Consider the following 23449-nt stretch of genomic DNA (forward strand, 5'->3'; position numbering starts at 1 on the left):
ATGAACGCATTCCCTGAGTCCCCATTCGGTCCCGCGGACCGCCTCGACCTCGACGCCGTCCCCCTCGCGGTGATCCGCCACAACGGCATCCGTCTGGCCGACATCCAGGAGGCATTCGACGCCGGCTACTCGGCGATCGCGCTCACCTTCGCCGGAGACGTGCTGGTCCCGACCGGCCCCGCGCTCGCGATCTATCACGGAGATCCGATGGACGTCTTCGACCTCGAACTCGGCTTCCCCGTGCAGACTCCCCCGGAGAACCCGATCCCCACGGCCAGCGGGCGCGTCATCGTCGCCTCAAGGCTGCCCGCGGGCCCTGCGGTCGCGACGACCCTGTTCGGCTCGTACGAGGAGCTCGGCGGCGCCTGGGGTGGTCTCGTCGAGCGTGCAGGCGCCCAGGGGCTCCGTCCCGGCGGCGTCTGGATCGAGATCTACGTGTCCGACCCGAGCACCACCCCGTCAGAGCTGCGCACCGATCTCGTCATGCCGACCGCCTGAGGTCATCAGACGTCTACGGGATCGGCGGGACGCATCGTCCGAGCTGCTCCATCGCTTTGTACCAGGTGAGCTGGTGGTAGCTCTGCGAGAGGCGGTCGCCGAGTCCGTCCAGTGACAGCACGTGCACGGCGATCGACTCGCTGTCGTCGAGCGACTGCTCCGCGATGCGCGTGCATCCGCGAGCGAGGAAGTGATGCACGCGGTTGGTGTGGTTGCCGAAGTTCGCCCACGTCGCACCGAGGTCGATGAGCTCATCTGCCACGAAGCCCGTCTCCTCCAGGAGTTCGCGGGCGGCCGCATCCTCCGGAGCCTCGCCAGGCTCTACTCCCCCGCCGATCGTGCCGAGCGCCACGACGCGGGCGCCGTGCCGATATTCCTCCACCAGGATGGCATCGTCGTTCCGGTCGAGGGCGAGGACCGAGATCCAGTCGCCGTACTCCAGCACGTAGTACGGGGCTATCGAGCGCCCGCTCACGTCTTCGCAGCTGTCCTCATGCAGTCGGATCCATCGGTCGGCGACGAGAGTGTTCCTCGCCACCGTCTTCCAGGGAACCGGGTCCGCGCTCATGCGCTCTTGCGCTTGCGCTCCATCACGATCGTCGGCGGTGCGCCTTCATCGACGGCTGCACGGGTGACGATGACCTTGGCGACGTCCTCCGCCGAGGGGATCTCGAACATGATGGGTCCGAGCACGTCCTCCAGGATCGCCCGGAGTCCACGGGCACCGGTCTTGCGTTCGACGGCCAGGTCGGCGATGGATCGCAGCGCATCTTCTTCGAACTCGAGCTGCACGCCGTCGATCTCGAACATGCGCTGGTACTGCTTCACCAGCGCATTGCGCGGCCCGGTAAGGATGTCGATCAGTGCATCCTGGTCGAGCGGCGACACATTGGTGACGACCGGCAGACGCCCGATGAACTCGGGGATCAGCCCGAACTTGTGCAGGTCTTCCGGGAGCACCTCGCTGAACAGGTCGAGGTCCTTGCCCTTGTCGTGCAGCGGGGCACCGAAGCCGATGCCGTGCTTGCCGACGCGCGCCGAGACGATGTCTTCGAGACCGGCGAAGGCCCCGGCGACGATGAACAGCACGTTCGACGTATCGATCTGCAGGAACTCCTGATGCGGGTGCTTGCGACCGCCCTGCGGAGGGACCGACGCGACCGTGCCCTCGATGATCTTCAGGAGGGCCTGCTGCACGCCCTCGCCCGAGACGTCGCGGGTGATCGACGGGTTCTCGGCCTTGCGGGCGATCTTGTCGACCTCGTCGATGTAGATGATGCCCTGCTCGGCGCGCTTGACGTCGTAGTCCGCGGCCTGGATGAGCTTGAGGAGGATGTTCTCGACGTCTTCTCCGACGTAGCCGGCCTCGGTCAGCGCCGTGGCGTCGGCGACGGCGAAGGGGACGTTGAGGCGCTTCGCGAGCGTCTGCGCGAGGTAGGTCTTGCCGCAGCCGGTCGGCCCGATGAGCAGGATGTTGCTCTTGGCGATCTCGACCTCTTCGGCCTTCTGCTCGGCCGTCTGCAGGGTGCCGTGTGCCCGCACCCGCTTGTAGTGGTTGTAGACGGCGACGGCGAGAGCGCGCTTGGCGGGCTCCTGCCCGACCACGTACTCCTCGAGGAAGGCGAAGATCTCACGCGGCTTCGGGAGCTCGAACTCGGCGACCCCGTCTGCGGACGACTCGGCCATCCGCTCTTCGATGATCTCGTTGCACAGCTCGACGCACTCGTCGCAGATGTACACGCCGGGGCCGGCGATGAGCTGCTGGACCTGCTTCTGACTCTTTCCGCAGAAAGAGCATTTGAACAGGTCAGCGCTTTCACCGATGCGGGCCATGCGCGTCCTCCTAGGGGGGATCAGAGATCGTTCTTCGAGCCTAACCTCTGCATACGACACCGGGCCGCATTGAGGGCATTCGACATCGGATCGCGAAACGATGAAGGGGCCGGGAGCCTTCAGCTGCCCGGTCGTGGGCGAAGGCTCCCGACCCCCTTCATGAGGTCGTCAGAACGGTCAGACCATGCTCTTGGTGTGCCAGACGGTCTTCACCTCGGTGAAGGCACCGATCCGCTCCGGCGAGGCGACGACGTCTCCCGGGGCGAGCACCCGCTTGAGCGTCTCCGCCGCGGCGATCTGCATGTCGACCCAGTCGAGAGCGCCGGCTCCGGCCAGGTCGAGAGCGTTCACGTCCTGGTGCGAAGCCAGCCACGGAGCGATCTCCGCGGGCGAACCCGTCAGCACGTTCACGACTCCGCCCGGGACGTCGCTGGTGGCGAGGACCTCGGCGAGGCTGATGGCCGAGAGCGGGTGCTGCTCGCTCGCGACGACCACAACCGTGTTCCCGGCGACCAGAGCCGGAGCCACGACCGACACCAGACCGAGCAGCGCCGAGTCCTGCGGGGCGACGATCGCCACGACACCGGTCGGCTCTGGCACGGAGATGTTGAAGTACGGCCCCGACACGGGGTTCGCGTTGCCCGCCACCTGTGCGTACTTGTCGCACCATCCGGCGTACCAGACCCAGAGGTCGATAGCTTCATCGACCTGCGAGGCCGCGGCCGCGGACGACACGCCCTCCTGAGCCGCGATCTCGTCGATGAACTGCGCGCGACGCCCCTCCAGCACCTCCGCGACGCGGTACAGGACCTGGCCGCGGTTGTAGGCGGTCGCACCGGACCAGCCCTTGACGGCGGATCGGGCGGCGACCACGGCGTCGCGGGCGTCCTTGCGGGAGCCCTTCGCGGCGTTCGCGAGGAAGGCCCCCTTCGGCGTGAGCACCTCGTACGTGCGGCCGGACTCGCTCCGCGGGAAGGCCCCGCCGATCGCCAGCTTGTACGTCTTCGGAACAGTCAGTCGCTTGCTCATGCTGCGGCTCCCTTGAGGTAGGCGGTGAGACCCTGGCGACCGCCCTCGCGGCCGAATCCGGACTCCTTGTACCCGCCGAACGGGCTCGACGGGTCGAAGCGGTTGAAGGTGTTGGCCCAGATCACGCCGGCACGCAGGCGGTCAGCCACAGCGAGGATGCGCGATCCCTTGTCGGACCAGATCCCGGCGGAGAGACCGTAGGGCGTGTTGTTCGCCTTCGCGATCGCCTCGGCGGGCGTGCGGAAGGTGAGCACCGAGAGCACCGGGCCGAAGACCTCGTCGCGGGCGATGCGATGCGATGCCTCGACACCGGTGAAGATGGTGGGTGCGAACCAGAAACCCTGCTCCGGAATGGCGCAGTCCGCGGTCCAGCGCTCGGCGCCCTCGGCCTCGCCGATGTCGCTGAGCTCGCGGATACGGGCCAGCTGCGCAGCGGAGTTGATCGCACCGATGTCGGTGTTCTTGTCGAGGGGGTCGCCCAGACGCAGGGTCGACAGACGCGTCTTGAGCCTGTCGACGACCTCGTCGTGGATCGACTCCTGCACGAGTAGACGACTGCCGGCGCAGCACACGTGACCCTGGTTGAAGAAGATCCCGTTCACGATGCCTTCGACCGCCTGGTCGATGGGGGCGTCGTCGAAGACGATGTTCGCAGCTTTCCCGCCGAGCTCCAGCGTCAGCTTCTTGTGGGTGCCTGCCACGGCCCGTGCGATGTCACGGCCGACACTGGTTGAACCGGTGAAGGCGACCTTGTCGACGTCGGGGTGGCGCACGAGGGTGGAACCGGTGGCTCCGGCACCCGTCACGATGTTCACGACACCCGCCGGCAGGTCGGCCTGCTGCAGGATCTCCGCGAAGATCAGCGCCGTGAGGGGCGTGGTCTCTGCGGGCTTGAGCACGACCGTGTTGCCCGCGGCGAGGGCGGGAGCGATCTTCCACGCCAGCATCAGCAGAGGGAAGTTCCAGGGGATGATCTGACCGGCGACGCCCAGCGCGCGGGGGTCGGCGCCGAGACCCGCATGGTCGAGCTTGTCCGCCCAGCCCGCGTAGTAGAAGAACCAGGAGGCGACGAGCGGCACGTCGACGTCACGGCTCTCCTTGATCGGCTTGCCGTTGTCGAGGCTCTCGGCGACGGCGAGCTCGCGAGCGCGCTCCTGCACGAGGCGGGCGATGCGGAAGAGGTACTTCCCACGGTCGCGACCGCTCATCTTCGACCAGGTCTTCTCGTAGGCACGACGGGCGGCGGCGACCGCGCGGTCGACATCCTCGTCGCTGGCCGAGGCGATCTCGGCGATGTGCTTCTCCGTCGCCGGCGAGATCGTGTGGAACGGGGTGCCGGAACCGTCGACGAACTCGCCGTCGATGAACAGGCCGTAGCTGTCCTTGAGGTTCAGGATCGCGGTGGACTCCGGTGCGGGAGCGTATTCCAGAAATGACATGTTCGTCTTCCCGTCAGTCGATCGTGACGTAGTCGGGGCCCGAGTAGTGGCCGGAGCTGAGCTTCTGACGCTGCAGGAGCACATCGTTGAGGAGGCTGGATGCGCCGAACCGGAAGAGGTGCGGCTGCAACCACTCCTCGCCCACCGTCTCGGCGACAGTCACCAGGTACTTCACCGCGTCCTTCGAGGAGCGGATGCCACCGGCCGGCTTCACGCCGATCTTCTCGCCGGTGCCGCGGTGCCAGTCACGCACGGTCTCCAGCATGAGAAGAGTCGTCGGAAGCGTCGCGGCGGGCTGCACCTTTCCGGTCGAGGTCTTGATGAAGTCCCCTCCCGCCAGGATGCCCAGCCACGAGGCGCGCTTGATGTTGTCGTAGGTGTTCAGCTCGCCGGTCTCCAGGATCACCTTGAGCGAGGCGTATGAACCGTCCTCGCGACGGCATGCTTCCTTGACCTGGGCGATCTGGTCGAACACGAGGCCGTAGCGGCCGGAGAGGAAAGCCCCACGGTCGATGACCATGTCGATCTCGTCGGCTCCGGCGGCGACCGCCTCAGCGGTGTCGGCGAGCTTGATCGCGAGAGACGAGCGCCCGCTCGGGAACGCCGTGGCCACCGCGGCGACGGAGATCATTCCGTCGTCGGGGTCGCCGTGCAGGCCGCCGAGCGCGACGACGGCGTCGCCGACCATGTCGCCATAGACGCAGACCGCGGCGACCCGTGGAGTCGAGGGGTCTGCGGCGTCGGGGGTCTTCGCCTTGGCGACTAGCGAGCGCACCTTGCCAGGGGTGTCCGCACCCTCGAGCGTCGTGAGGTCGATCAGCTTGATGATCGTGTCGAGGGCCCACGCCTTCGAGGTGGTCTTGATGGAGCGGGTGCCGAGCCCGGCAGCGCGCTGCTCGAGACCGACGGCATCCACACCGGGGAGTCCGTGCAGGAAACGTCGGAGGGTGGCGTCGTCGGGCTCTCCGCCCAGAACGTCCACCGCCGTCCTGCGGCTGAGTTCTTTGGTCGTCACTGTTCCTCCAACAATGCTCGTGCTGTGGTCTCATCGGTCACCAGAACGCCGCACAGGCCGCTGGTGACCACGGTTCGTGCGATGTCGTGCTTGGCGGGGCCCGCCGTGACGAAGATCGCGCGGGCGGCTCCGCGCAGACGATCGAGCGAGACGCCGACCGTTCGCGCATCGAGCTGCGAGTCGACGATGTTCCCCTCGGCGTCGACGTAGCGGCCGAGAACGTCTCCGACGGCGCCGCGACGCGCGAGCTCTTCCACGTCCTCAGCGCTGAGGTAGCCGTTCTCGACGTGCGCGGATGAAGCGTCGCACGGCCCTGCGGTGAACAGGAATGCCTGCGCCTCCGCTGCTTCTTCGAGCACGGCAGCGACGGTGCGGTCGGACTCGATCGCCTGCTTCGTCTCCACACGCTCGAGGATGGCCGGGCTCGGCAACAGCGAGACCTGGCCAGACGCGCGCTGAGCGATCGTGACAGCGAGGCCTGCCGCCCCGCCGGAGCGCCGATTCAGGCTCACTCCCCCGTTGAGCTGCACGACCGTCACGCCGTTCGCCCATCCATCCGGGAGCGCCTCGGCGACGGCGCGGAGCGTGCGCCCCCAGCTCACCCCGAGTGTGCGGGGCACCGGCCGCAGTGCGGTCAGGAAGTCGGCGGCGGCCTGCGCCACCCGCTCGAGCGTGCCGTCATCGCCTTCCGGGGCCGGCACGACGACGGCGTCCGTCAGTCCGAATCGGTCGACCAGAAGCCGCTCGAGGCCGAGCCTGCGGGCGCGGGGATGCACGATCTCGATGCGCACGATGCCGCGTTCGCGAGCCTGCGTCAGCAGGCGGCCGACCTTCCAGCGGGAGATCTTGAGGAGTCCGCCGATCTCGTCCTGGGTCTTGTCCTCGTCGTAGTACAGCTCGGCGACGCGAACCATGAGCAGATCTTCTTCCACGGCATCCTCCTTCCTCTCCCAGAGTAGGCCCTCATCAGCGTTCGCGCATCATGATGCTCATATGCGCAATCGCGCGTGGGGGCTCTGCACATCCGCCGGGCACGACGAAGGGCGCCCGTCGTGATGACGGACGCCCTTCGGGATCGATCGGGTCAGACGCGCTTGCGCGTCGTGAGGACCTGGTCGACGATGCCGTACTCCAGTGCCTGTGCGGCGGAGAGGATGTTGTCGCGATCGATGTCGCGGTTCACCTGCTCCGGCGTGCGCTTCGTGTGGCCGGCGAGGGTCTCCTCGAGCCAGGTCCGCATGCGGAGGATCTCCGCGGCCTGGATCTCGATGTCGGAGGCCTGGCCGTGGCCCGCCTCGCCCATCGCGGGCTGGTGGATCAGCACGCGGGCGTTCGGGAGCGCGAGGCGCTTGCCCGGCGCGCCGGCTGCGAGCAGCACGGCCGCAGCGGAGGCCGCCTGGCCGAGCACGACCGTCTGGATCTGCGGTGCGACGTACTGCATCGTGTCGTAGATCGCCGTCATCGCGGTGAACGAACCACCGGGCGAGTTGATGTACATGGTGATGTCGCGCTCGGCATCCTGGCTCTCCAGGACGAGGAGCTGCGCCATGACATCGTCGGCCGACGCGTCATCGACCTGCACGCCGAGGAAGATCACGCGGTCTTCGAACAGCTTGTTGTACGGGTCCTGGCGCTTGAATCCGTAGGCGGTGCGCTCCTCGAACTGCGGGAGCACGTAGCGGCTGGAAGGCAGGTCACCGGCTGAGCGGAAGGTGGGTGTGTACATGAGCGTCCTTTCGCTTTCCGTTACTCGGTGTCCTGGTCGGTTCCGCCGCCGCCGATGACGTCGGAGGCCGATTCGCGGATGTGGTCGACGAAGCCGTACTCGAGCGCTTCCTCGGCGGTGAACCAGCGGTCGCGGTCACCATCGGCGTTGATCTGCTCGACCGACTTGCCGGTCTGCGCCGCCGTGATCTCCGCGAGGCGGTTCTTCATCGACATGATGAGCTGCGCCTGGGTCTGGATGTCGCTCGACGTGCCGCCGAAGCCGCCGTGCGGCTGGTGCAGCAGCACCCGGGCGTTGGGCGTGATGTAGCGCTTGCCCTTGGTGCCGGCGGTCAGCAGCAGCTGACCCATCGATGCGGCCATTCCGATGCCGACCGTGACGATGTCGTTCGGCACGAACTGCATCGTGTCGTAGATCGCCATGCCCGCGGTGATCGAACCGCCGGGCGAGTTCACGTAGAGGTAGATGTCTCGCTCGGAGTCTTCTGCGGCGAGAAGAAGGATCTTCGCGCAGATCTCGTTCGCGTTCTCGTCGCGCACCTCCGACCCCAGCCAGATGATGCGGTCCTTCAGCAACCTGTCGAAGACGCTCGTTGCGAGGAGGGGTTCTGCAGCCATGTCAGCTCCTGATTCCGTGTTTCAGTGATTCGAATCTACCGGCGACAACGCGGCACCCAGGCCGTGTTCGCCGTCGGCATATCAGGTGTCGGCGTCCGCGATCTCGCGGGCATACGCCGTCATCGACCGGTGGTAGCGCGGCAGATGCGGGACCAGGGCGAGCAGCGCGACCGAGAGACCCTGCGCCGGTCGCCCCGCACTCGCGAGGATGAGGGCATGCACGCACGCGATGGCGTCACGGTAGGGACCGTCTGCCGACAGCTGCTCCTCGGCGCGGATCACGGCGAGGGCCTCGTCGTACTCGCCCAGATTCCGCAGCGAGCTCGCCATCTGGATCACGCATTGCGGGCGATGCTCAGCATCCAAACCCAATGCCAGCGCGCGCCGATACAGAACGATGGCCTCCCCGGGCCTTCCCGCGGAATCCCGTGCGCCTGCGCGTTCGAACTCGGCGCGGGCGTCGTCTGCTCCGCGCTCGGCGGCGAGGGCGTCGATGCGGGCGATGGTGTCGTCACCGACCTCTTCACCCGTCGCGTCGTCCCACACCTCGTCGATGCGCTCATCCCACGTCTTCATGATTGCCCTCCCTGGATGGAAAAGAGGGCGGATGCCGCAGCACCCGCCCTCTTCACTGGATCGTGTCCGATCACTCGGCCTTGTCGGCCGCCTTCTTCGCCGGAGCCTTCTTGGCCGGAGCCTTCTCAGCCGGGGCCTTCTTGGCGGCGGGCTTCTTGGCAGCCGGCTTCTCGGCCTCGTCAGCGTCATCGGCCTTCTTGGCCGGAGCCTTCTTGGCGGCGGGCTTCTTGGCCGGAGCCTTCTTGGCCGACTTCTCCTCGGCGTCGGTGGACTCGGCGTCGGTGGACTCCGCCTCGTCGTCGGTGACGATGAAGTCGGACAGATCGACGGCCTTGCCGTTGCTGTCGACGACCTTCACCTTGCCGAGCGCGATCGCAAGGGCCTTGTTGCGCGCGACCTCTCCGACGAGCGCCGGGAGCTGGTTCGAGGACTGCAGCGCCTCGACGAACTCCTGCGGAGCCATGCCGTACTGCGCAGCCGACTGGATGAGGTACTGGCTGAGCTCTTCCTGCGAGACCTGCACATCGGCCTGCTCGGCGATCGTGTCGAGGAGCACCTGCGTGCGGAACTGCTTCTCGCTCGCCTCGGTGACCTCGGCGCGGTGCACCTCGTCCTCGAGACGGCCTTCGCCCTCGAGGTGGTTGTGCACCTCGTCCTCGATGAGCTGCGGCGGAACGGGGATCTCGATCTGCTCGAGCAGCACCTCGACGAGCTTGTCGCGCGCGGCGGAACCCTGCGTGAAGACGCCCTGCTGAGCGACGCGCTCGGCCAGGCTCTCGCGGAGCTCGGCGATCGTGTCGAACTCGCTCGCGATCTGCGCGAAGTCGTCGTCGGCCTCGGGGAGCTCGCGCTCCTTGACGGCCTTGACGGTCACGGAGACCTCGGCCTCGGAGCCGGCGTGGTCGCCACCGACGAGAGCGGAGCGGAAGGTGGTGTCCTCACCGGCGGTGAGCGACTCGATCGCGTCGTCGATGCCCTCGAGCAGCTCGCCGGAGCCGATCTCGTAGGAGACGCCCTCGGCGCGGTCGATCTCGGCACCGTCGATCGTGGCGACGAGGTCGAGCTCGACGAAGTCGCCCTTGGCGGCCGGACGGTCGACCGGGACCAGCGTGCCGAAGCGCGCGCGCATGTTGTCGAGCTCGGCGTCGAGCGCGGCGTCATCGGCCTCGACGGCGTCGACCGTCACGGTGATGCCGTCGTAGGAGGGCAGCTCGATCTCGGGGCGGACATCCACCTCGATGTCGACGAGCAGGTCACCCGAGAAATCCTTCTCGTTCGGCCACTGCGTGATGTCGGCAGCCGGACGGCCGACGACGCGCAGCTTGTGCTCGACCGTCGCCTCGCGGAAGAACTTGTCCAGGCCCTCGTTGACGGCGTGCTCGATGACGGCGCCACGACCGATGCGCTGGTCGATGATCGGAGCCGGGACCTTGCCCTTGCGGAAGCCGGGGATCTGCACGTCCTGAGCGATGTGCTCGTACGCGTGAGCGATGCTGGGCTTGAGGTCTTCCGGGGTGACCGTGATGGTGAGCTTGACCCGGGTCGGGGTCAGCTTCTCGACGGTGCTGTTCGCCATGCTGGTGTGTTCTCCTTGTGATTTCCGCTTCGATTCGCGGCTGTAAGGTCCGTGGGGGCTGTGTCGGGGCGACAGGAGTTGAACCTGCGACCTCCCGCTCCCAAAGCGGGCGCTCTACCAAACTGAGCTACGCCCCGGGGAATCCGCACGCGGATTCAGCCCCACCGAGTCTAACGGACCAGAGCATGCGCCAGAGTCCGGTATAGTCGATGAGTCGGTACCGAACCTTTCCGAAGGTCCGGATCCGGGGCTGTAGCTTAGTGGTAAAGCCTTAGTCTTCCAAACTAATGATGCGGGTTCGATTCCCGTCAGCCCCTCCGCTCGAGAAGGCCCCCACCATCGGTGGGGGCCTTCTCTCATTCCCCGTGACCTTCTCCGGCTCGCGTCCGCCCGTCGAATACGCTGTCAGCATCGCTGCACGCAGTCTCCGACCGGAAGGCATCATCGAATGGGCACGACGTGACCGACCGGCCCCCTTTCCAGACCGCGACGGGCACGGCGCCGCTCCCGGGCGGGCACGTGCTGCCCGTCCTGCTCTCCGCCGGTCCCCCCACTGCTGCTTCATCGCCGCGACGGAAGAAGCACACGGGCGTGGTCCTCGGACTGCTCGGCGGAGCGGCCGTGATCGCAGGGCTGGCACTCGCTCAGGTGACGGCGAACCTCGGGTACGACAACGCGCTGTCGCGATACGGGAGCACCGCCGAGGCCACGTCGACCACGAAGACGCAGGTCCGTGAAGAGATCGCGGGCCTCCGTGCGGTCACCGGGGCGGCGGAACAGATCCTCGCCCGAGGAAACCAGCCGATCGCGGTGCCCGAGGAGGTCCAGGCGGGGCTCGCCTCAGCGCTCGCCGACGGCACCACCGCCGCCTCCGAGGCCGACGCAGTGGTCGCGACCGAGATCGCAGGGGTGGGCACGAAACCGGGCTGGTTCTGGGAACTGTTCGGCGCAACGTCGGAGCTGGAACAGCGACGGCACGATCTCGACGTGCTGTCCGATGAGCTCGCTGTCGCCTCCGCGGAGACGGCAGACACGCAGGAGGCTGTGGTGGAGAGTGGGTTGGCCGTGATCAACGCCGCCGGTGCGGCCGCTCCGGCGTTCGAGGCCGCGCACCTCTCCGCCCGCAACGAGGCCGTGATCGCCCTGCGCGACGCGGCCGCCGAAGCAATCGCCGCGACGATGGTGGATGAGGATGCGGCGACCGCCTACGTCTCCCTGCAGGACGCGGCCGCGCGGGTCGTCGCCACCGAGGGCGAGGAACTGGCGGAGAAGTCGGGCCCGCTGTTGAACGCGCGGCTCGAGATCGAGGCCTTCGCGCGGTCCCTCGCTCCCGGCGTGCTCCTCGACTTCGACTGGTCGCCGGTCGTGAGCGGGGCCGGCTACAACGGCAGCATGGGCGGGTACACCACCTGGTGGTGGGGAGAATCCGGGCGCGCGACGATCGAGCTCTCGAACTCGGTCGCGGAGCAGTGGCCCTCGACACGGAGCAAGGCGCTCGTCGCCCATGAGGTGGGGCACGCGATCAGCGTGAAGTGCCAGAGCATGTACGACTCGTCCACCCAGGACAGCATCGAGAAGTGGGCGACCGCGTGGGCCATCAGCATGGGCTACACCGACGACGCCAACGGGGTGTGGGCGTACGGCTATCCCCCGCAGAACTACATCGACGCCGCAGCGGGCTGCCGCTGAAGACGGTGTCAGGGTACGGAAGAAGCCGCCGCGATGACTCGCGGCGGCTTCTTCGATGGTCAGACCGAGGTCACTGGCCCCGGCGCTCGCGCAGCTGCGTGAGCGCGTCGTCCAGAAGCTGGACGGCTTCCTCGTCGGTACGACGCTCCTTCACGTAGGCGAGGTGCGTCTTGTACGGCTCCGCCTTCGCGAGCGCAGGAGGATTCTCCTTGTCGCGGCCGGCAGGAAGACCCGATTGCGGGTGATCGATCGTTTCCGGGATCTCCTCTTCGGGGAGACCGGCGGCGAAGTAGCGCACGGTCTCGTTGCCGAGACCGTCCCAGTACGAGACCGCGATGCGGTCTGCGTGATAGCCGTGGTCCTGCTCGCCCATGGGGCCCGAGCCGACACGGGTGCCGCGGATCGCGTTTCCTCCGGTAGCCATCAGATGACCTCGAATTTCGTGATGAGGCCCAGCGCGACGATGGAGACGAACCACGTCAGAGCCAGGACGACGGTGAAGCGGTTCAGGTTCCGCTCCGCGAGCCCGGAAGAGCCGACCGCTGAGGTCATGCCTCCACCGAACATGTCGGACAGGCCACCGCCGCGGCCTTTGTGCAAGAGGATGAGGAGGGTCAGCAGAACGCTGGTGATGCCCAGCACGACCTGCAGGACGAACTCGAGAATTGCCACGAGAAAGAGCCTTTCGCTGGGGCCGGAGCGCCCCCGTAACGGTCAAGTATACGGTGCAGCGGGGCCGAAGCCCCGCTGCACTCACACGCCGACGTGCTTCTCGAAGCGGATGATCGCGGCGAACTCGTCCACGACGAGGCTCGCCCCGCCGACCAGAGCGCCGTCCACATCGGGTTCGCGCATGAAGCTGGCGATGTTGCCCGACTTCACCGAGCCGCCGTAGAGGATGCGCGTGCGCGCAGCCGCTTCGTCGCCCAGGACCTTCGCGATGACGGCTCGCAGCGCGGCGCAGACATCCTGCGCCTGCTGCGGGGTCGCTGCCTGGCCGGAGCCGATCGCCCACACGGGCTCGTATGCCACGACGATGTCCGCCTTCGGCGAGACGCCCTCGAGCGCGGCCTCGAGCTGGGACACCGGGACCGCACTGGCGCCGAACTTCTCGAGGTCTCCCGCTGTCTCGCCGACGCAGATCACCGGGACGAGTCCGTGCTTGAGCGAGGCCTTCACCTTGGCAGCCACGATGTCGTCGCCCTCGGAGTGGTACTCACGGCGTTCGGAGTGACCGATGATGACGTACTTCGCGTCGAGCTTCGCCAGGAATGCCCCCGACACCTCACCGGTGTACGCACCGGAGTCGTGTGCCGAGACGTCCTGCGCTCCGAGCGCGAACGGGATCTTGTCCGCGTCGATGAGCGTCTGCACGCTGCGGATGTCCGTGAACGGCGGGAAGACCGCCACCTCGACCGATCCGTCTTCGTGCTTCGCGTCCTTCAACGTCCAGTGCAGCTTCTGCACGAACGCGACCGCCTGCAGGTGGTCGAGATTCATCTTCCAGTTTCCCGCGATCAGCGGGGTACGGGAGTTCACGCCCATCCGAGGACCTCCAGCCCAGGTAGTTTCTTGCCCTCGAGGAATTCGAGGCTCGCGCCGCCGCCGGTCGAGATGTGACCGAACTGGTCGTCGGAGAAGCCCAGCTGCCGCACGGCTGCCGCGGAGTCGCCACCGCCGACGACGCTGAGGCCGTCGACCTCGGTGAGCGCCTGCGCCACGGTCTTGGTACCCGCCGCGAACGCCGGGAACTCGAACACGCCCATCGGGCCGTTCCAGAACACGGTCTTCGACTCGCGGATGACCTCGGCGAAACGTGCCGCCGTCTCCGGGCCGATGTCGAGGCCGATGCCGGAGGCACCGAACGGCGTGGACTCGATCGCATCGGCTGCAGCGACTTCGTGCGCGGCATCGGCGCCGAAGGATGCGGCGACGACGACGTCGGTGGGGAGCACGAGCTCCACGCCACGCTCCGCCGCCTCCGCGATGTAGCCGCGAACGGTCTCGAGCTGGTCCTCTTCCAGCAGGCTCGACGCCACGGCGTGACCCTGTGCCTTGAGGAAGGTGAACAGCATGCCGCCGCCGACGAGGATCTTGTCGACGCGCGGCAGCAGGTGCGAGATGACGCCGAGCTTGTCGCTGACCTTGGAGCCGCCGAGCACGACCGCGTACGGACGCTCGGGATTCTCGGTCAGACGGTCGAGCACGTCGAGTTCGGTCGCGATCAGCAGACCGGCCGCGGACGGGAGCAGCTCGGCGAGCTCGTAGACGCTCGCCTGCTTGCGGTGCACGACCCCGAACCCATCGGAGACCAGCACATCGCCGAGCTCCGCGAGTTCGGCCGCGAAAGCCGCACGGGTGGCGTCGTCCTTCGAGGTCTCCCCCGGGTTGAACCGCAGGTTCTCGATGACGACGACTCCGCCGTCCTCGAGGGACTCCACGGCGTCCTTCGCCGACTCGCCGACCGTGTCGCGTGCGAACGCGACCGGGGCACCGAGCAGCTCGGACAGGCGCTGGGCCACCGGCTCCAGGCTGTACTTCGGGTCGGGCGCGCCGTCCGGCCGCCCGAGGTGAGAGCACACGACGACGCGGGCGCCCGCATTGATGAGTGCGTTGAGGGTCGGCAACGAGGCGCGGACACGGCCATCGTCCGTGATGATCCCGTCCCGCAGGGGGACATTGAGATCACAACGGACGATGACGCGCTTGCCCTCGAGCGACCCCAGAGTGTCCAGGGTGCGCAGAGTCATGTGTCTGAGCTTAGAGGCGCTCGGCCACGTACTCGGTCAGGTCGACGAGACGGTTGGAGTAGCCCCACTCGTTGTCGTACCAGCTGGAGACCTTGATCAGGTTGCCGCTCACGTTGGTGAGCGTCGAGTCGAAGATCGACGAGTGCGGGTTGTGCACGATGTCGCTAGAGACGATCGGGTCCTCGTTGTACTGGAGGTAGCCGGCGAGGCGACCCTCGGCAGCGGCCTTCTTGTACGCCTCGTTGACCTCGTCGACCGTCAGGTTCTCACGGTCGGTGATGAGGGTGAGGTCGACGATCGAGCCGGTCGGAACCGGAACGCGGTACGACGAGCCGCTGAGCTTGCCCTGGAGCTCCGGGAGCACCTCGCCGATGGCCTTGGCAGCACCGGTCGACGCCGGCGTGATGTTGATCGCGGCAGCACGTGCACGACGCAGGTCGCTGTGCGGGCCGTCCTGCAGGTTCTGGTCCGCGGTGTACGCGTGAGCCGTCATCATGAAGCCGCGGTCGATGCCGAAAGCGTCGTTGAAGACCTGGGCGAGCGGCGCGAGGCAGTTCGTCGTGCAGGAGGCGTTGGAGATGATGTGATCGGTCTCCGGGTTGTACGTGTCCTCGTTCACGCCCATGACGAACGTGCCGTCGACACCGGTGCCCGGGGCCGAGATGAGGACCTTCTTCGCGCCGGCCTCGATGTGCTTCTTGGCGAGTTCAGCCTTGGTGAAGAAGCCGGTGGACTCGATGACGATGTCGACGCCCAGCTCACCCCAGGGGAGGTTGGCGGGGTCGCGCTCGGCGAACGCCTTGATCGTCTTGCCGTTGACGGTGATGCTCTCATCGTCGTAGCTGATCTCGGCGTCGAGGACGCCGCCCACCGAGTCGTACTTCAGCAGGTGCGCCAGGGTCTTGTTGTCGGTGAGGTCGTTGACGGCGACGATCTCAAGGTCCGCTCCCTGCGCGAGAGCCGCGCGGAAGTAGTTGCGTCCGATGCGGCCGAAGCCGTTGATACCGATCTTGACAGACACTCAGGTCTCCCTGTTTCTCGTGCACTGCACGCTGCTTTCCAGCACGCGTGGAGCGCGGGGTTTTTTGGCTGAGAGGGCGTCCCGACGAGCCGTGGCCCGTCGGGACGCGACCCGATTACGACAGTACCAGCAGGCCGTTCGTCTGCTTGCGGGCGACCTCGAGGCGCTGGGCGACGTTCTCCCAGTTCGCGATGTTCCACGCGGCCTTGACGTAGTCGGCCTTCACGTTGAGGTAGTCGAGGTAGAAGGCGTGCTCCCACATGTCGAGCTGGAACAGCGGGATCGTGCCCTGCGCGGTGTTCGACTGCTGGTCGAACAGCTGCTGGATGATCAGACGCGAGCCGATCGAATCCCAGCTGAGGACCGCCCACCCGGAGCCCTGGATGCCGGTCGCCGCTGCCGTGAAGTGCGCCTGGAACTTCTCGAACGAGCCGAAGTACTCGTCGATCGCCGCCTTCAGCTCACCCTCGGGCTGACCGCCGCCGTTCGGCGACAGGTTCGTCCAGAAGATCGAGTGGTTGACGTGACCGCCGAGGTTGAAGGCGAGGTCCTTCTCGAGCTTGTTGACGTTCGCGAGGTTTCCGCTCTCGCGCGCCTCGGCGAGCTGGTCGAGTGCGGTGTTCGCACCCGTCACGTAGGCCTGGTGGTGCTTGTCGTGGTGCAGCTCCATGATCTTGCCGCTGATGTGCGGCTCCAGGGCTGCGAAGTCGTAGGGAAGGTCGGGGAGCGTGTAGGTCGCCATATCGCTTTCATCCAATCCGCGCCGCGCCGCGGCGCTTGCCGATCCTCCGCGCCGCCGATGTGCGGCGTAGAGCGGACGTGATTCATCCTACTGACGACAACGCGGCGGCGCCCCCGATCCTTCCGTCGTATGACGAAAGACCCGCCGTCCGGGTGCCGGTCGGCGGGTCTTGGTCGAGAGGCGGATCAGACGTCGAGTCCGACGGGGACCGCGGCTTCCGTTCCGGGGATGCCCTCCTGCTGCGCGCGCTTGTCGGCCATCGCGAGCAGACGGCGGATGCGGCCGGCGACGGCGTCCTTCGTCAGGGGCGGGTCGGCGTGGTGGCCGAGCTCGTCGAGGCTGGCGTCGCGGTGCGCCAGACGGAGTTCGCCGGCCACCTTGAGATGATCGGGGACTTCGTCGGCCAGGATCTCCAGTGCGCGCTCGACACGTGCGCACGCCGCGACAGCGGCCTGTGCGGAACGGCGGAGGTTCGCGTCGTCGAAGTTCACGAGACGGTTGACGCCGGCACGCACCTCACGGCGCTGGCGGAGCTCCTCCCACGCGATGGCGGTCTTCCGTGCACCCATCTCGTTGAGGATGGTGCGGATCGCCTCGCCCTCGCGCACGACCACGCGGGGCATCCCGCGCACCTCGCGCGCCTTGGCGGCGACTCCAAGGCGGTGCGCCGCACCGACGAGGGCCATCGCGGCCTCCGACGAGGGGCAGACGACCTCGAGCATGGCCGAGCGTCCGGGCTCGCTCAGGGATCCTGCGGCGAGGAAGGCACCGCGCCACAGTCCCGCGACCTCGGCCCGCGAGCCGGTGGTGAGCCTGTTGGGCAATCCGCGCACGGGGCGCCGACGCTGGTCGAGCAGCCCGGTCTGACGGGCGAGGGTCTCCCCCTGCGCGATCACGCGCACCGCCCAGCGTGCGCCATCGTTCGCGGTGCTCGACTGGACCTGGGCGATCTCGGGTCGCACACCGTAGATCTCGGCGAGGTCACGAGCGACGCGGCGTGCAAGGGTCTCCGCGTCGACCTCGGCCTCCACGGCCACGCGACCGGCGATCGAATGCAGACCACCGGCGAACCGGAGGATGGCGGTCACTTCCGCGACTCGCACCGTCGGGGGTGCATTGCGGATGCTGACCAGCTCGGCCTTGACGTCGGTGGTTAGTGCCACGACACTCCTTCACGTTCACGCGCCGGATCGCGACGCAAACGTCCAGCTTACTCGGCCGGACGGCCCGCTACTCTCGGCCCAGGTCCCGGTGACGGACGTTCACGGCGACGCCCGGGATCGCGGCGAGGCGGCGCGACAGTTCCTCCGACATGGCGACGGAGCGGTGCTTTCCCCCCGTGCAGCCGATCGCGATCGTCGAGTGACTCTTGTTCTCGCGCTGATATCCCTCGAGCACCGGCACCAGCGCCGCGGAGTAGGCGTCCAGGAATTCCATCGCGCCATCCCGGGAGAGCACGTACTCGCGAACAGTCTCGTCCTGCCCCGTCAGGCCCCGCAGCTCCTCGTTCCAGAACGGGTTCGGCAGGAATCGCATGTCCGCGACGATGTCGACATCCGTCGGCAGCCCGTACTTGAACCCGAAGCTGAGCAACGTGACCCGGTGTCGCGCCTCCCCCTCCTCGGAGAAGATGTCGGAGACCTGGGTGGCGAGCTGGTGGACGTTGAGCGTCGACGTGTCGATCACCAGGTCGGCTGCTTCCCGGATCGGCGCGAGCCGGGCTCGCTCGATGCGGATGCCGTCGAGCAGGGTACCTTCGCCCTGCAGCGGGTGCGGTCTCCGCACGGACTCGAACCGACGTACCAGGACGTCGTCGGACGCGTCGAGGAAGAGCACGCGAACGGAACCGCGGGAGCGCAGTGCGCGCGCCACGCCGGGAAAGTCGTCGAAGAGGTTGCGTCCGCGCACATCGACGACCGCCGCGACCTTCGGCAGAGCAGTGCCGCCCATATCGGTCAGATCGAGCAGCGGACGCAGGATCTGCGGAGGCAGGTTGTCGACGACGTACCAGCCGAGATCCTCGAGTGCGTTCGCCACCGTCGTCCGACCTGCGCCGGACATTCCCGTGACGATGAGGAACTCGCCCTTCTCCCCGTCAGTCATTGCTCAGTGCTCCCTCTCCCCCTCGGCCTCCAGCCTAGCGAGTGGACAGGTGCGTGTGGATGTTCTGAGCGAGCACGGGACCGATTCCCTGGACTTCTTCGATCTGTTCCGGCTCGGCGGCGCGGAGAGCGGTCACCGAACCGAAGTGCTTGAGCAGCACCTTGATGCGGGAGGCCCCGAGTCCCGGTACCTCGGCGAGCACCGAGCCGATGTCGTTGCGCCGCCTCTTGCGCTGATGCGTGATCGCGAACCGGTGCGCCTCGTCGCGCAGGCGCTGCAGAAGGTACAGGGCTTCGCTCGTGCGGGGCAGGATCACGGGGAAGTCCTCGCCGGGGAGCCAGACCTCCTCGAGACGCTTGGCGATGCCGCAGACCGCGATCTCGGTGTGTCCGGCGTCGCGGAGCGCTCGGGCCGCGGCCTCCACCTGCGGCTGTCCCCCATCGACGAGGAGCAGCTGCGGCGGATAGGCGAATCGGGGCTTGCGTCGCACCGTCGCCTCCCCGACGTCTTCCGCCACGACCTCGTCGGTCGTCGGGTCGATGGCCTCGGGCTCTTCGGGACGATCGAGGTAGGCCAGACGGCGACGGAGCACCTGGTACATGGAATCGGTGTCGTCGGTCGTCTCGGCGATGTTGAACGACCGGTACTGGTCTTTACGGGGAAGCCCGTCTTCGAACACCACCATCGACGCGACGACATTCGTGCCACCGAGGTGGGAGATGTCGAAGCACTCGATGCGCAGCGGTGCTTCGTCCATGCCGAGCGCCTCCTGCAGGTCGGTCAGCGCCTGGGTTCGAGCGACGTAGTCGGTGGTGCGTCGCGTCTTGTGCCGGATCAGTGCCTGCTGCGCGTTGAGCGTGGCGGTGCGCATGAGGTCGGCACGCTGGCCGCGCTGCGCGACCGCGATCTCGACCTTCTTGCCGCGGCGCTCACGCAGCCACACCTCGAGCTCCGCGGCGTCATCGGGCAGTGTCGGAACCAGGATCCGACGCGGAACGTCCTGCGCCTCTCCGTAGGCCTGCTGCAGCACCTGCTCGACGAGCTCGCCGCTGGAGATGTCGATCTCCTTCTCGATGGTCAGGGCGCGCACACCACGCACCCTGCCGCCACGGATCACGAAGTGCTGGACTGCGGCGGCGAGTTCGTCTTCCGCGATCCCGAACAGATCGGCGTCCTCGTCGCTGGGGAGGACCAGTGCGCTCTTGCCCAGCACGGCTTCGATCGCCGAGAGCTTGTCACGGTACTTGGCCGCTGCTTCATAGTCCATCGCCGCGGATGCCGCCAGCATCCGTTTCGTGAGCTCGCGGGTGAAACGCTCATCGCCACCTGCCATGAAGGCGACGAAGTCGTCGACCATGGCACGGTGCTCCTCGATGCTCACTGTCATCGAGCAGGGGCCCCCGCACTTGCCGATCTGCCCGGGAAAGCACGGACGGCCTGTCTGCATGGCACGCCGGTAGCTGGAGTCGCTGCACGTGCGGATCGGGAATGCCTTGATCATCAGGTCGATGGTCTCGTGCACCGCCCAGACCTTCGGGAACGGACCGAAGTACCGTGCGCCGGGGATCTTGCGGTTGCGGGTGACGATCACTCGGGGTGCTTCGTCCGCGAGGGTCACGGCCATGAACGGGTAGGACTTGTCGTCCTTGTAACGCACGTTGAAGGGCGGATCGAACTCCTTGATCCACATGTATTCGAGCTGCAGCGAATCGACATCGGTGGGGACCACCGTCCACTCGACGGACGAGGCGGTGGTGACCATACGACGGGTGCGCTCATGCAGCGTGCGCAAAGGTGCGAAGTAGTTCGACAGACGCTGACGCAGGTTCTTCGCCTTGCCCACATAGAGCACACGGCCGGCAGAGTCGCGGAAGCGGTACACGCCGGGGTCGGTGGGAATCTCCCCCGGCCTCGGCTTGTACGACAGCACATCGGCCATCAGCTGGCCTTCCGCGCGGAGCGCCCCTCACCCAGGATCTCGCCGAGGAACAGCCCGGTGTGGCTCGCCTCGACGCGGGCGATCTGCTCCGGGGTACCCGTGGCGACGATCTGGCCACCGCCGGAACCGCCTTCAGGTCCGAGGTCGATCACCCAGTCCGCCGACTTGATCACGTCGAGGTTGTGCTCGATGACGATCACCGTGTTGCCCTTGTCGACCAGGCCGTTGAGCACCTCGAGGAGCTTGCGGACGTCTTCGAAGTGCAGACCCGTGGTCGGCTCATCGAGCACGTAGATGCTGCGCCCGTTGCTGCGACGCTGGAGCTCGGTCGCCAGCTTGACGCGCTGCGCCTCGCCGCCGGAGAGCGTCGTCGCCGACTGGCCCAGCCGCACGTACCCGAGCCCGACGTCGACGAGCGTCTTCATGTAGCGGTGGATCGCCTGGATGGGCTCGAAGAAATCGGCTGCCTCCTCGATCGGCATCTCGAGCACTTCGGCGATGTTCTTGCCCTTGTAGTGCACGGCGAGCGTGTCGCGGTTGTAACGCTTGCCGTGGCAGACCTCGCAGTCGACGTACACGTCGGGCAGGAAGTTCATCTCGATCTTGATCGTGCCGTCACCGGAACATGCCTCGCATCGGCCGCCCTTGACGTTGAAACTGAATCGGCCGGGCTGGTATCCACGGACCTTCGCTTCCGGTGTCTCACTGAAAAGCGTGCGGATGCGGTCGAACACCCCCGTGTAGGTGGCCGGGTTCGATCGCGGGGTGCGGCCGATCGGTGCCTGATCGACGTGCACGACCTTGTCGAGGTTGTCGAGCCCGGTCACCCGCGTGTGCTTGCCGGGAACGGTGCGTGCACCGTTCAAGCGCGACGCCAGCACCTGGTAGAGGATGTCGTTGACGAGCGACGACTTGCCGGAGCCGCTGACCCCCGTGACCGCGGTCAGGACGCCGAGCGGGAAGTCGGCGGTGACGTTGCGGAGGTTGTTCGCACGGGCCCCGACCACACTGAGCATCCGCTTCTTGTCGATCTTCCGCCGCTTCGTCGGCATCGGGATCTCGCGGCGACCGGAGAGGTACTCCCCCGTCATCGATGCGCTGTCATTGAGCAGCGCCGAATACGGGCCCGAATGCACGACCTCGCCACCGTTGACTCCGGCACCGGGACCGATGTCGACGACCCAGTCCGCTGCCTCGATGGTCTCTTCATCGTGCTCCACCACGATCAGGGTGTTGCCGAGGTCGCGCAGGGTGAGCAGCGTCTCGATCAGGCGGCGGTTGTCGCGCTGGTGCAGTCCGATCGACGGTTCATCGAGCACGTAGAGCACGCCGGTCAGCCCCGAGCCGATCTGCGTCGCCAGCCGGATGCGCTGCGCCTCTCCACCGGAGAGGGAGCCCGCCGAACGACTGAGGTTCAGGTACGAGAGACCGACCTGCAGAAGGAAGTCGAGGCGGAGGCGGATCTCGCGCAGCACCTGGGCCGCGATCTTCGCTTCACGGTCGGTGAGGGTGAGGGTCTCCATGAAAGCGCGCGCGTCGGCGAGGCTGAGATGCGAGACCTCGGCGATGGAATGACCGTGCACCTGCACGGCCAGGACCTCGGGCTTGAGCCGGTTGCCATCGCACACGGGGCAGGGCACCTCGCGGAGGTACTCACCCCAGCGGTTGCGCTGGTTGTCGGACTCGGCTTGCAGGTACTGCCGCTCGATGTACGGAACCACACCCTCGAAACCGGAGGTGTATCGCATCTCGCGGCCGTAGCGGTTCTTCCACTTGACGGAGACCTTGTAGTTCTCGCCGCGCAGCACGGCGTTCTGCACGTCGGAGTGGAGTTCGCGCCAGGGGGTGTCCAAGGAGAAGTCGAGATCATTGGAAAGACCTTCGAGCAGACGCTCGTAGTACTGGAACAGGCCCTTTCCCTGAGTCGTCCACGGGATGATGACGCCCTCGCGGATCGAGAGGTCTTCGTCGCCGAGCATCAGATCGACGTCGACGGACATGCGCGTGCCGAGCCCCGAGCATGCAGGGCAGGCGCCGAACGGCGCATTGAACGAGAACGTGCGCGGTTCGATCTCGGTGAGAGTGAGGGCGTGCCCGTTCGGGCAGGCCAGCTTCTCGGAGAACGTCTGCCACGCGTCGTCGCCCTCGCCGTCGACGTAGTTGATCTGCACCACGCCGCCCGCGAGCCCGAGCGCGGTCTCGACTGAGTCGGTGACGCGCCCGAGGATGTCGTCGGACGCGACCAGACGGTCGACCACCACCGCGATGTCGTGCTTGTAGCTCTTCTTCAGCGTGGGCGGCTCGGCGAGCTGGATGAGGTCGCCGTCGACGATGGCCCTCGAGTATCCCTTGGCACCGAGCTCGCGGAACAGGTCGACGAACTCGCCCTTCTTCTGCGAGACGATCGGCGCGACGACCTGATAGCGCGTGCGCTCGGGGAGCTCCATCAACTGATCGGCGATCTGCTGCACCGTCTGACGCTGGATGCGTTCGCCGCATTCAGGACAGTGCGGAATACCGATACGCGCCCAGAGCAGGCGCATGTAGTCGTAGATCTCGGTGATCGTGCCGACGGTCGATCGCGGGTTCCGGTTGGTCGACTTCTGGTCGATCGAGACGGCAGGGCTGAGGCCCTCGATGAAATCGACGTCCGGTCGGTCGACCTGGCCGAGGAACTGGCGCGCGTACGCGCTCAGCGATTCGACGTAGCGACGCTGCCCCTCGGCGAAGATCGTGTCGAACGCGAGGCTGGACTTCCCCGATCCGGACAGGCCGGTGAAAACGACGAGGGAGTCGCGGGGAATGTCGATGTCGACGTTCTTGAGGTTGTGGACGCGGGCACCGCGGACACTGAGTTTTCCGGAGGAGGCAACGGGGACGATGGGCACCGAACAAG

At 67.0% G+C, this 23449-nt stretch carries 22 protein-coding genes and 2 tRNA genes; 3 read left to right on the forward strand and 21 right to left on the reverse strand.

Features of this window, described 5'->3' with window-relative positions:
- Nucleotides 1–498, forward strand: coding sequence for a GyrI-like domain-containing protein (locus tag ACLFA2_RS01440; RefSeq protein WP_021201504.1), 498 nt, complete (start codon nt 1–3; stop codon nt 496–498).
- A 13-nt stretch (nt 499–511) separates the two neighbouring features.
- Here the strand turns inward: ACLFA2_RS01440 and ACLFA2_RS01445 are convergent, their stop codons facing one another.
- The 11 genes from ACLFA2_RS01445 to ACLFA2_RS01495 all read right to left on the reverse strand — a co-directional run bounded on the left by ACLFA2_RS01445 (nt 512) and on the right by ACLFA2_RS01495 (nt 10446).
- Nucleotides 512–1066, reverse strand: coding sequence for an NUDIX hydrolase (locus tag ACLFA2_RS01445; RefSeq protein ID WP_426621913.1), 555 nt, complete (start codon nt 1064–1066; stop codon nt 512–514).
- Nucleotides 1063–2331 carry an ATP-dependent Clp protease ATP-binding subunit ClpX gene (gene clpX / locus ACLFA2_RS01450; protein WP_021201506.1) on the reverse strand — a complete coding sequence of 423 codons (1269 nt, stop codon included), beginning with the start codon at nt 2329–2331 and terminating at the stop codon, nt 1063–1065. The genes ACLFA2_RS01445 and clpX overlap by 4 nt, the downstream gene beginning before the upstream one ends.
- Before the next feature lie 177 nt (nt 2332–2508).
- A complete protein-coding gene (locus ACLFA2_RS01455; protein ID WP_021201507.1) occupies nt 2509–3360 on the reverse strand; it encodes an aldehyde dehydrogenase family protein in 852 nt (283 codons plus the stop codon).
- Nucleotides 3357–4799, reverse strand: a complete 1443-nt coding sequence (locus ACLFA2_RS01460) for an aldehyde dehydrogenase family protein (RefSeq protein ID WP_426621914.1) — start codon at nt 4797–4799, stop codon at nt 3357–3359. The genes ACLFA2_RS01455 and ACLFA2_RS01460 overlap by 4 nt, the downstream gene beginning before the upstream one ends.
- Nucleotides 4800–4812: 13 nt before the next feature.
- Nucleotides 4813–5814 carry a deoxyribose-phosphate aldolase gene (gene deoC, locus ACLFA2_RS01465; protein ID WP_021201509.1) on the reverse strand — a complete coding sequence of 334 codons (1002 nt, stop codon included), beginning with the start codon at nt 5812–5814 and terminating at the stop codon, nt 4813–4815.
- The gene (locus tag ACLFA2_RS01470; RefSeq protein ID WP_021201510.1) at nt 5811–6746 is read right to left on the reverse strand and encodes a sugar-binding transcriptional regulator; all 936 of its coding nucleotides are present in this window, start codon (nt 6744–6746) and stop codon (nt 5811–5813) included. The genes deoC and ACLFA2_RS01470 overlap by 4 nt, the downstream gene beginning before the upstream one ends.
- Nucleotides 6747–6898: 152 nt before the next feature.
- Entirely contained in the window at nt 6899–7540 is a 642-nt protein-coding gene (locus ACLFA2_RS01475; protein ID WP_021201511.1) for an ATP-dependent Clp protease proteolytic subunit, read from the reverse strand.
- A gap of 20 nt (nt 7541–7560) precedes the next feature.
- Nucleotides 7561–8157 (reverse strand): ATP-dependent Clp protease proteolytic subunit, encoded by a 597-nt coding sequence (locus ACLFA2_RS01480; RefSeq protein ID WP_017830295.1) that lies wholly within the window; start codon nt 8155–8157, stop codon nt 7561–7563.
- An 81-nt stretch (nt 8158–8238) separates the two neighbouring features.
- Nucleotides 8239–8733 (reverse strand): tetratricopeptide repeat protein, encoded by a 495-nt coding sequence (locus ACLFA2_RS01485; protein ID WP_426621915.1) that lies wholly within the window; start codon nt 8731–8733, stop codon nt 8239–8241.
- Between the two features lie 70 nt (nt 8734–8803).
- On the reverse strand, nt 8804–10309 hold the full coding sequence (tig, locus tag ACLFA2_RS01490; protein WP_426621916.1) for a trigger factor: 1506 nt from the start codon (nt 10307–10309) through the stop codon (nt 8804–8806).
- Nucleotides 10310–10372: 63 nt separating this feature from the next.
- Nucleotides 10373–10446 (reverse strand) — tRNA-Pro (locus ACLFA2_RS01495).
- 109 nt (nt 10447–10555) lie between these two features.
- Between ACLFA2_RS01495 and ACLFA2_RS01500 the strand changes: the two genes are divergently transcribed.
- Nucleotides 10556–10626 (forward strand) — tRNA-Gly (locus ACLFA2_RS01500).
- A gap of 142 nt (nt 10627–10768) precedes the next feature.
- Nucleotides 10769–11998 carry a hypothetical protein gene (locus ACLFA2_RS01505; RefSeq protein ID WP_021201514.1) on the forward strand — a complete coding sequence of 410 codons (1230 nt, stop codon included), beginning with the start codon at nt 10769–10771 and terminating at the stop codon, nt 11996–11998.
- A 70-nt stretch (nt 11999–12068) separates the two neighbouring features.
- Here the strand turns inward: ACLFA2_RS01505 and ACLFA2_RS01510 are convergent, their stop codons facing one another.
- The 10 genes from ACLFA2_RS01510 to uvrA form a co-directional block, all read right to left on the reverse strand.
- Nucleotides 12069–12422, reverse strand: a complete 354-nt coding sequence (locus ACLFA2_RS01510) for an RNA polymerase-binding protein RbpA (RefSeq protein ID WP_017830291.1) — start codon at nt 12420–12422, stop codon at nt 12069–12071.
- The gene (gene secG, locus ACLFA2_RS01515; RefSeq protein WP_017202783.1) at nt 12422–12670 is read right to left on the reverse strand and encodes a preprotein translocase subunit SecG; all 249 of its coding nucleotides are present in this window, start codon (nt 12668–12670) and stop codon (nt 12422–12424) included. The genes ACLFA2_RS01510 and secG overlap by 1 nt, the downstream gene beginning before the upstream one ends.
- Before the next feature lie 81 nt (nt 12671–12751).
- A complete protein-coding gene (tpiA, locus tag ACLFA2_RS01520; protein WP_021201515.1) occupies nt 12752–13543 on the reverse strand; it encodes a triose-phosphate isomerase in 792 nt (263 codons plus the stop codon).
- Nucleotides 13534–14748, reverse strand: coding sequence for a phosphoglycerate kinase (locus ACLFA2_RS01525; protein ID WP_021201516.1), 1215 nt, complete (start codon nt 14746–14748; stop codon nt 13534–13536). Before ACLFA2_RS01525 ends, tpiA begins: the two co-directional genes overlap by 10 nt.
- A 10-nt stretch (nt 14749–14758) precedes the next feature.
- Nucleotides 14759–15769 (reverse strand): type I glyceraldehyde-3-phosphate dehydrogenase, encoded by a 1011-nt coding sequence (gap, locus tag ACLFA2_RS01530; protein WP_021201517.1) that lies wholly within the window; start codon nt 15767–15769, stop codon nt 14759–14761.
- Nucleotides 15770–15884: 115 nt separating this feature from the next.
- Entirely contained in the window at nt 15885–16511 is a 627-nt protein-coding gene (locus tag ACLFA2_RS01535; RefSeq protein ID WP_021201518.1) for a superoxide dismutase, read from the reverse strand.
- Nucleotides 16512–16696: 185 nt separating this feature from the next.
- Nucleotides 16697–17674: a DNA-binding protein WhiA gene (gene whiA / locus ACLFA2_RS01540; protein ID WP_426621917.1), complete on the reverse strand. Its 978-nt coding sequence runs from the start codon at nt 17672–17674 to the stop codon at nt 16697–16699.
- Between the two features lie 67 nt (nt 17675–17741).
- Nucleotides 17742–18614, reverse strand: a complete 873-nt coding sequence (gene rapZ, locus ACLFA2_RS01545; protein ID WP_426621918.1) for an RNase adapter RapZ — start codon at nt 18612–18614, stop codon at nt 17742–17744.
- A 34-nt stretch (nt 18615–18648) separates the two neighbouring features.
- Complete coding sequence (gene uvrC, locus ACLFA2_RS01550) at nt 18649–20553, reverse strand: excinuclease ABC subunit UvrC (protein ID WP_029258309.1); 1905 nt, start codon at nt 20551–20553, stop codon at nt 18649–18651.
- The gene (gene uvrA / locus ACLFA2_RS01555) at nt 20553–23441 is read right to left on the reverse strand and encodes an excinuclease ABC subunit UvrA (RefSeq protein WP_021201521.1); all 2889 of its coding nucleotides are present in this window, start codon (nt 23439–23441) and stop codon (nt 20553–20555) included. Before uvrA ends, uvrC begins: the two co-directional genes overlap by 1 nt.
- Nucleotides 23442–23449 lie beyond the last annotated feature (8 nt).

Source organism: Microbacterium sp. As-52 (genome assembly GCF_049949185.1).
GTDB classification, from domain to species: Bacteria; Actinomycetota; Actinomycetes; order Actinomycetales; family Microbacteriaceae; genus Microbacterium; species Microbacterium maritypicum_A.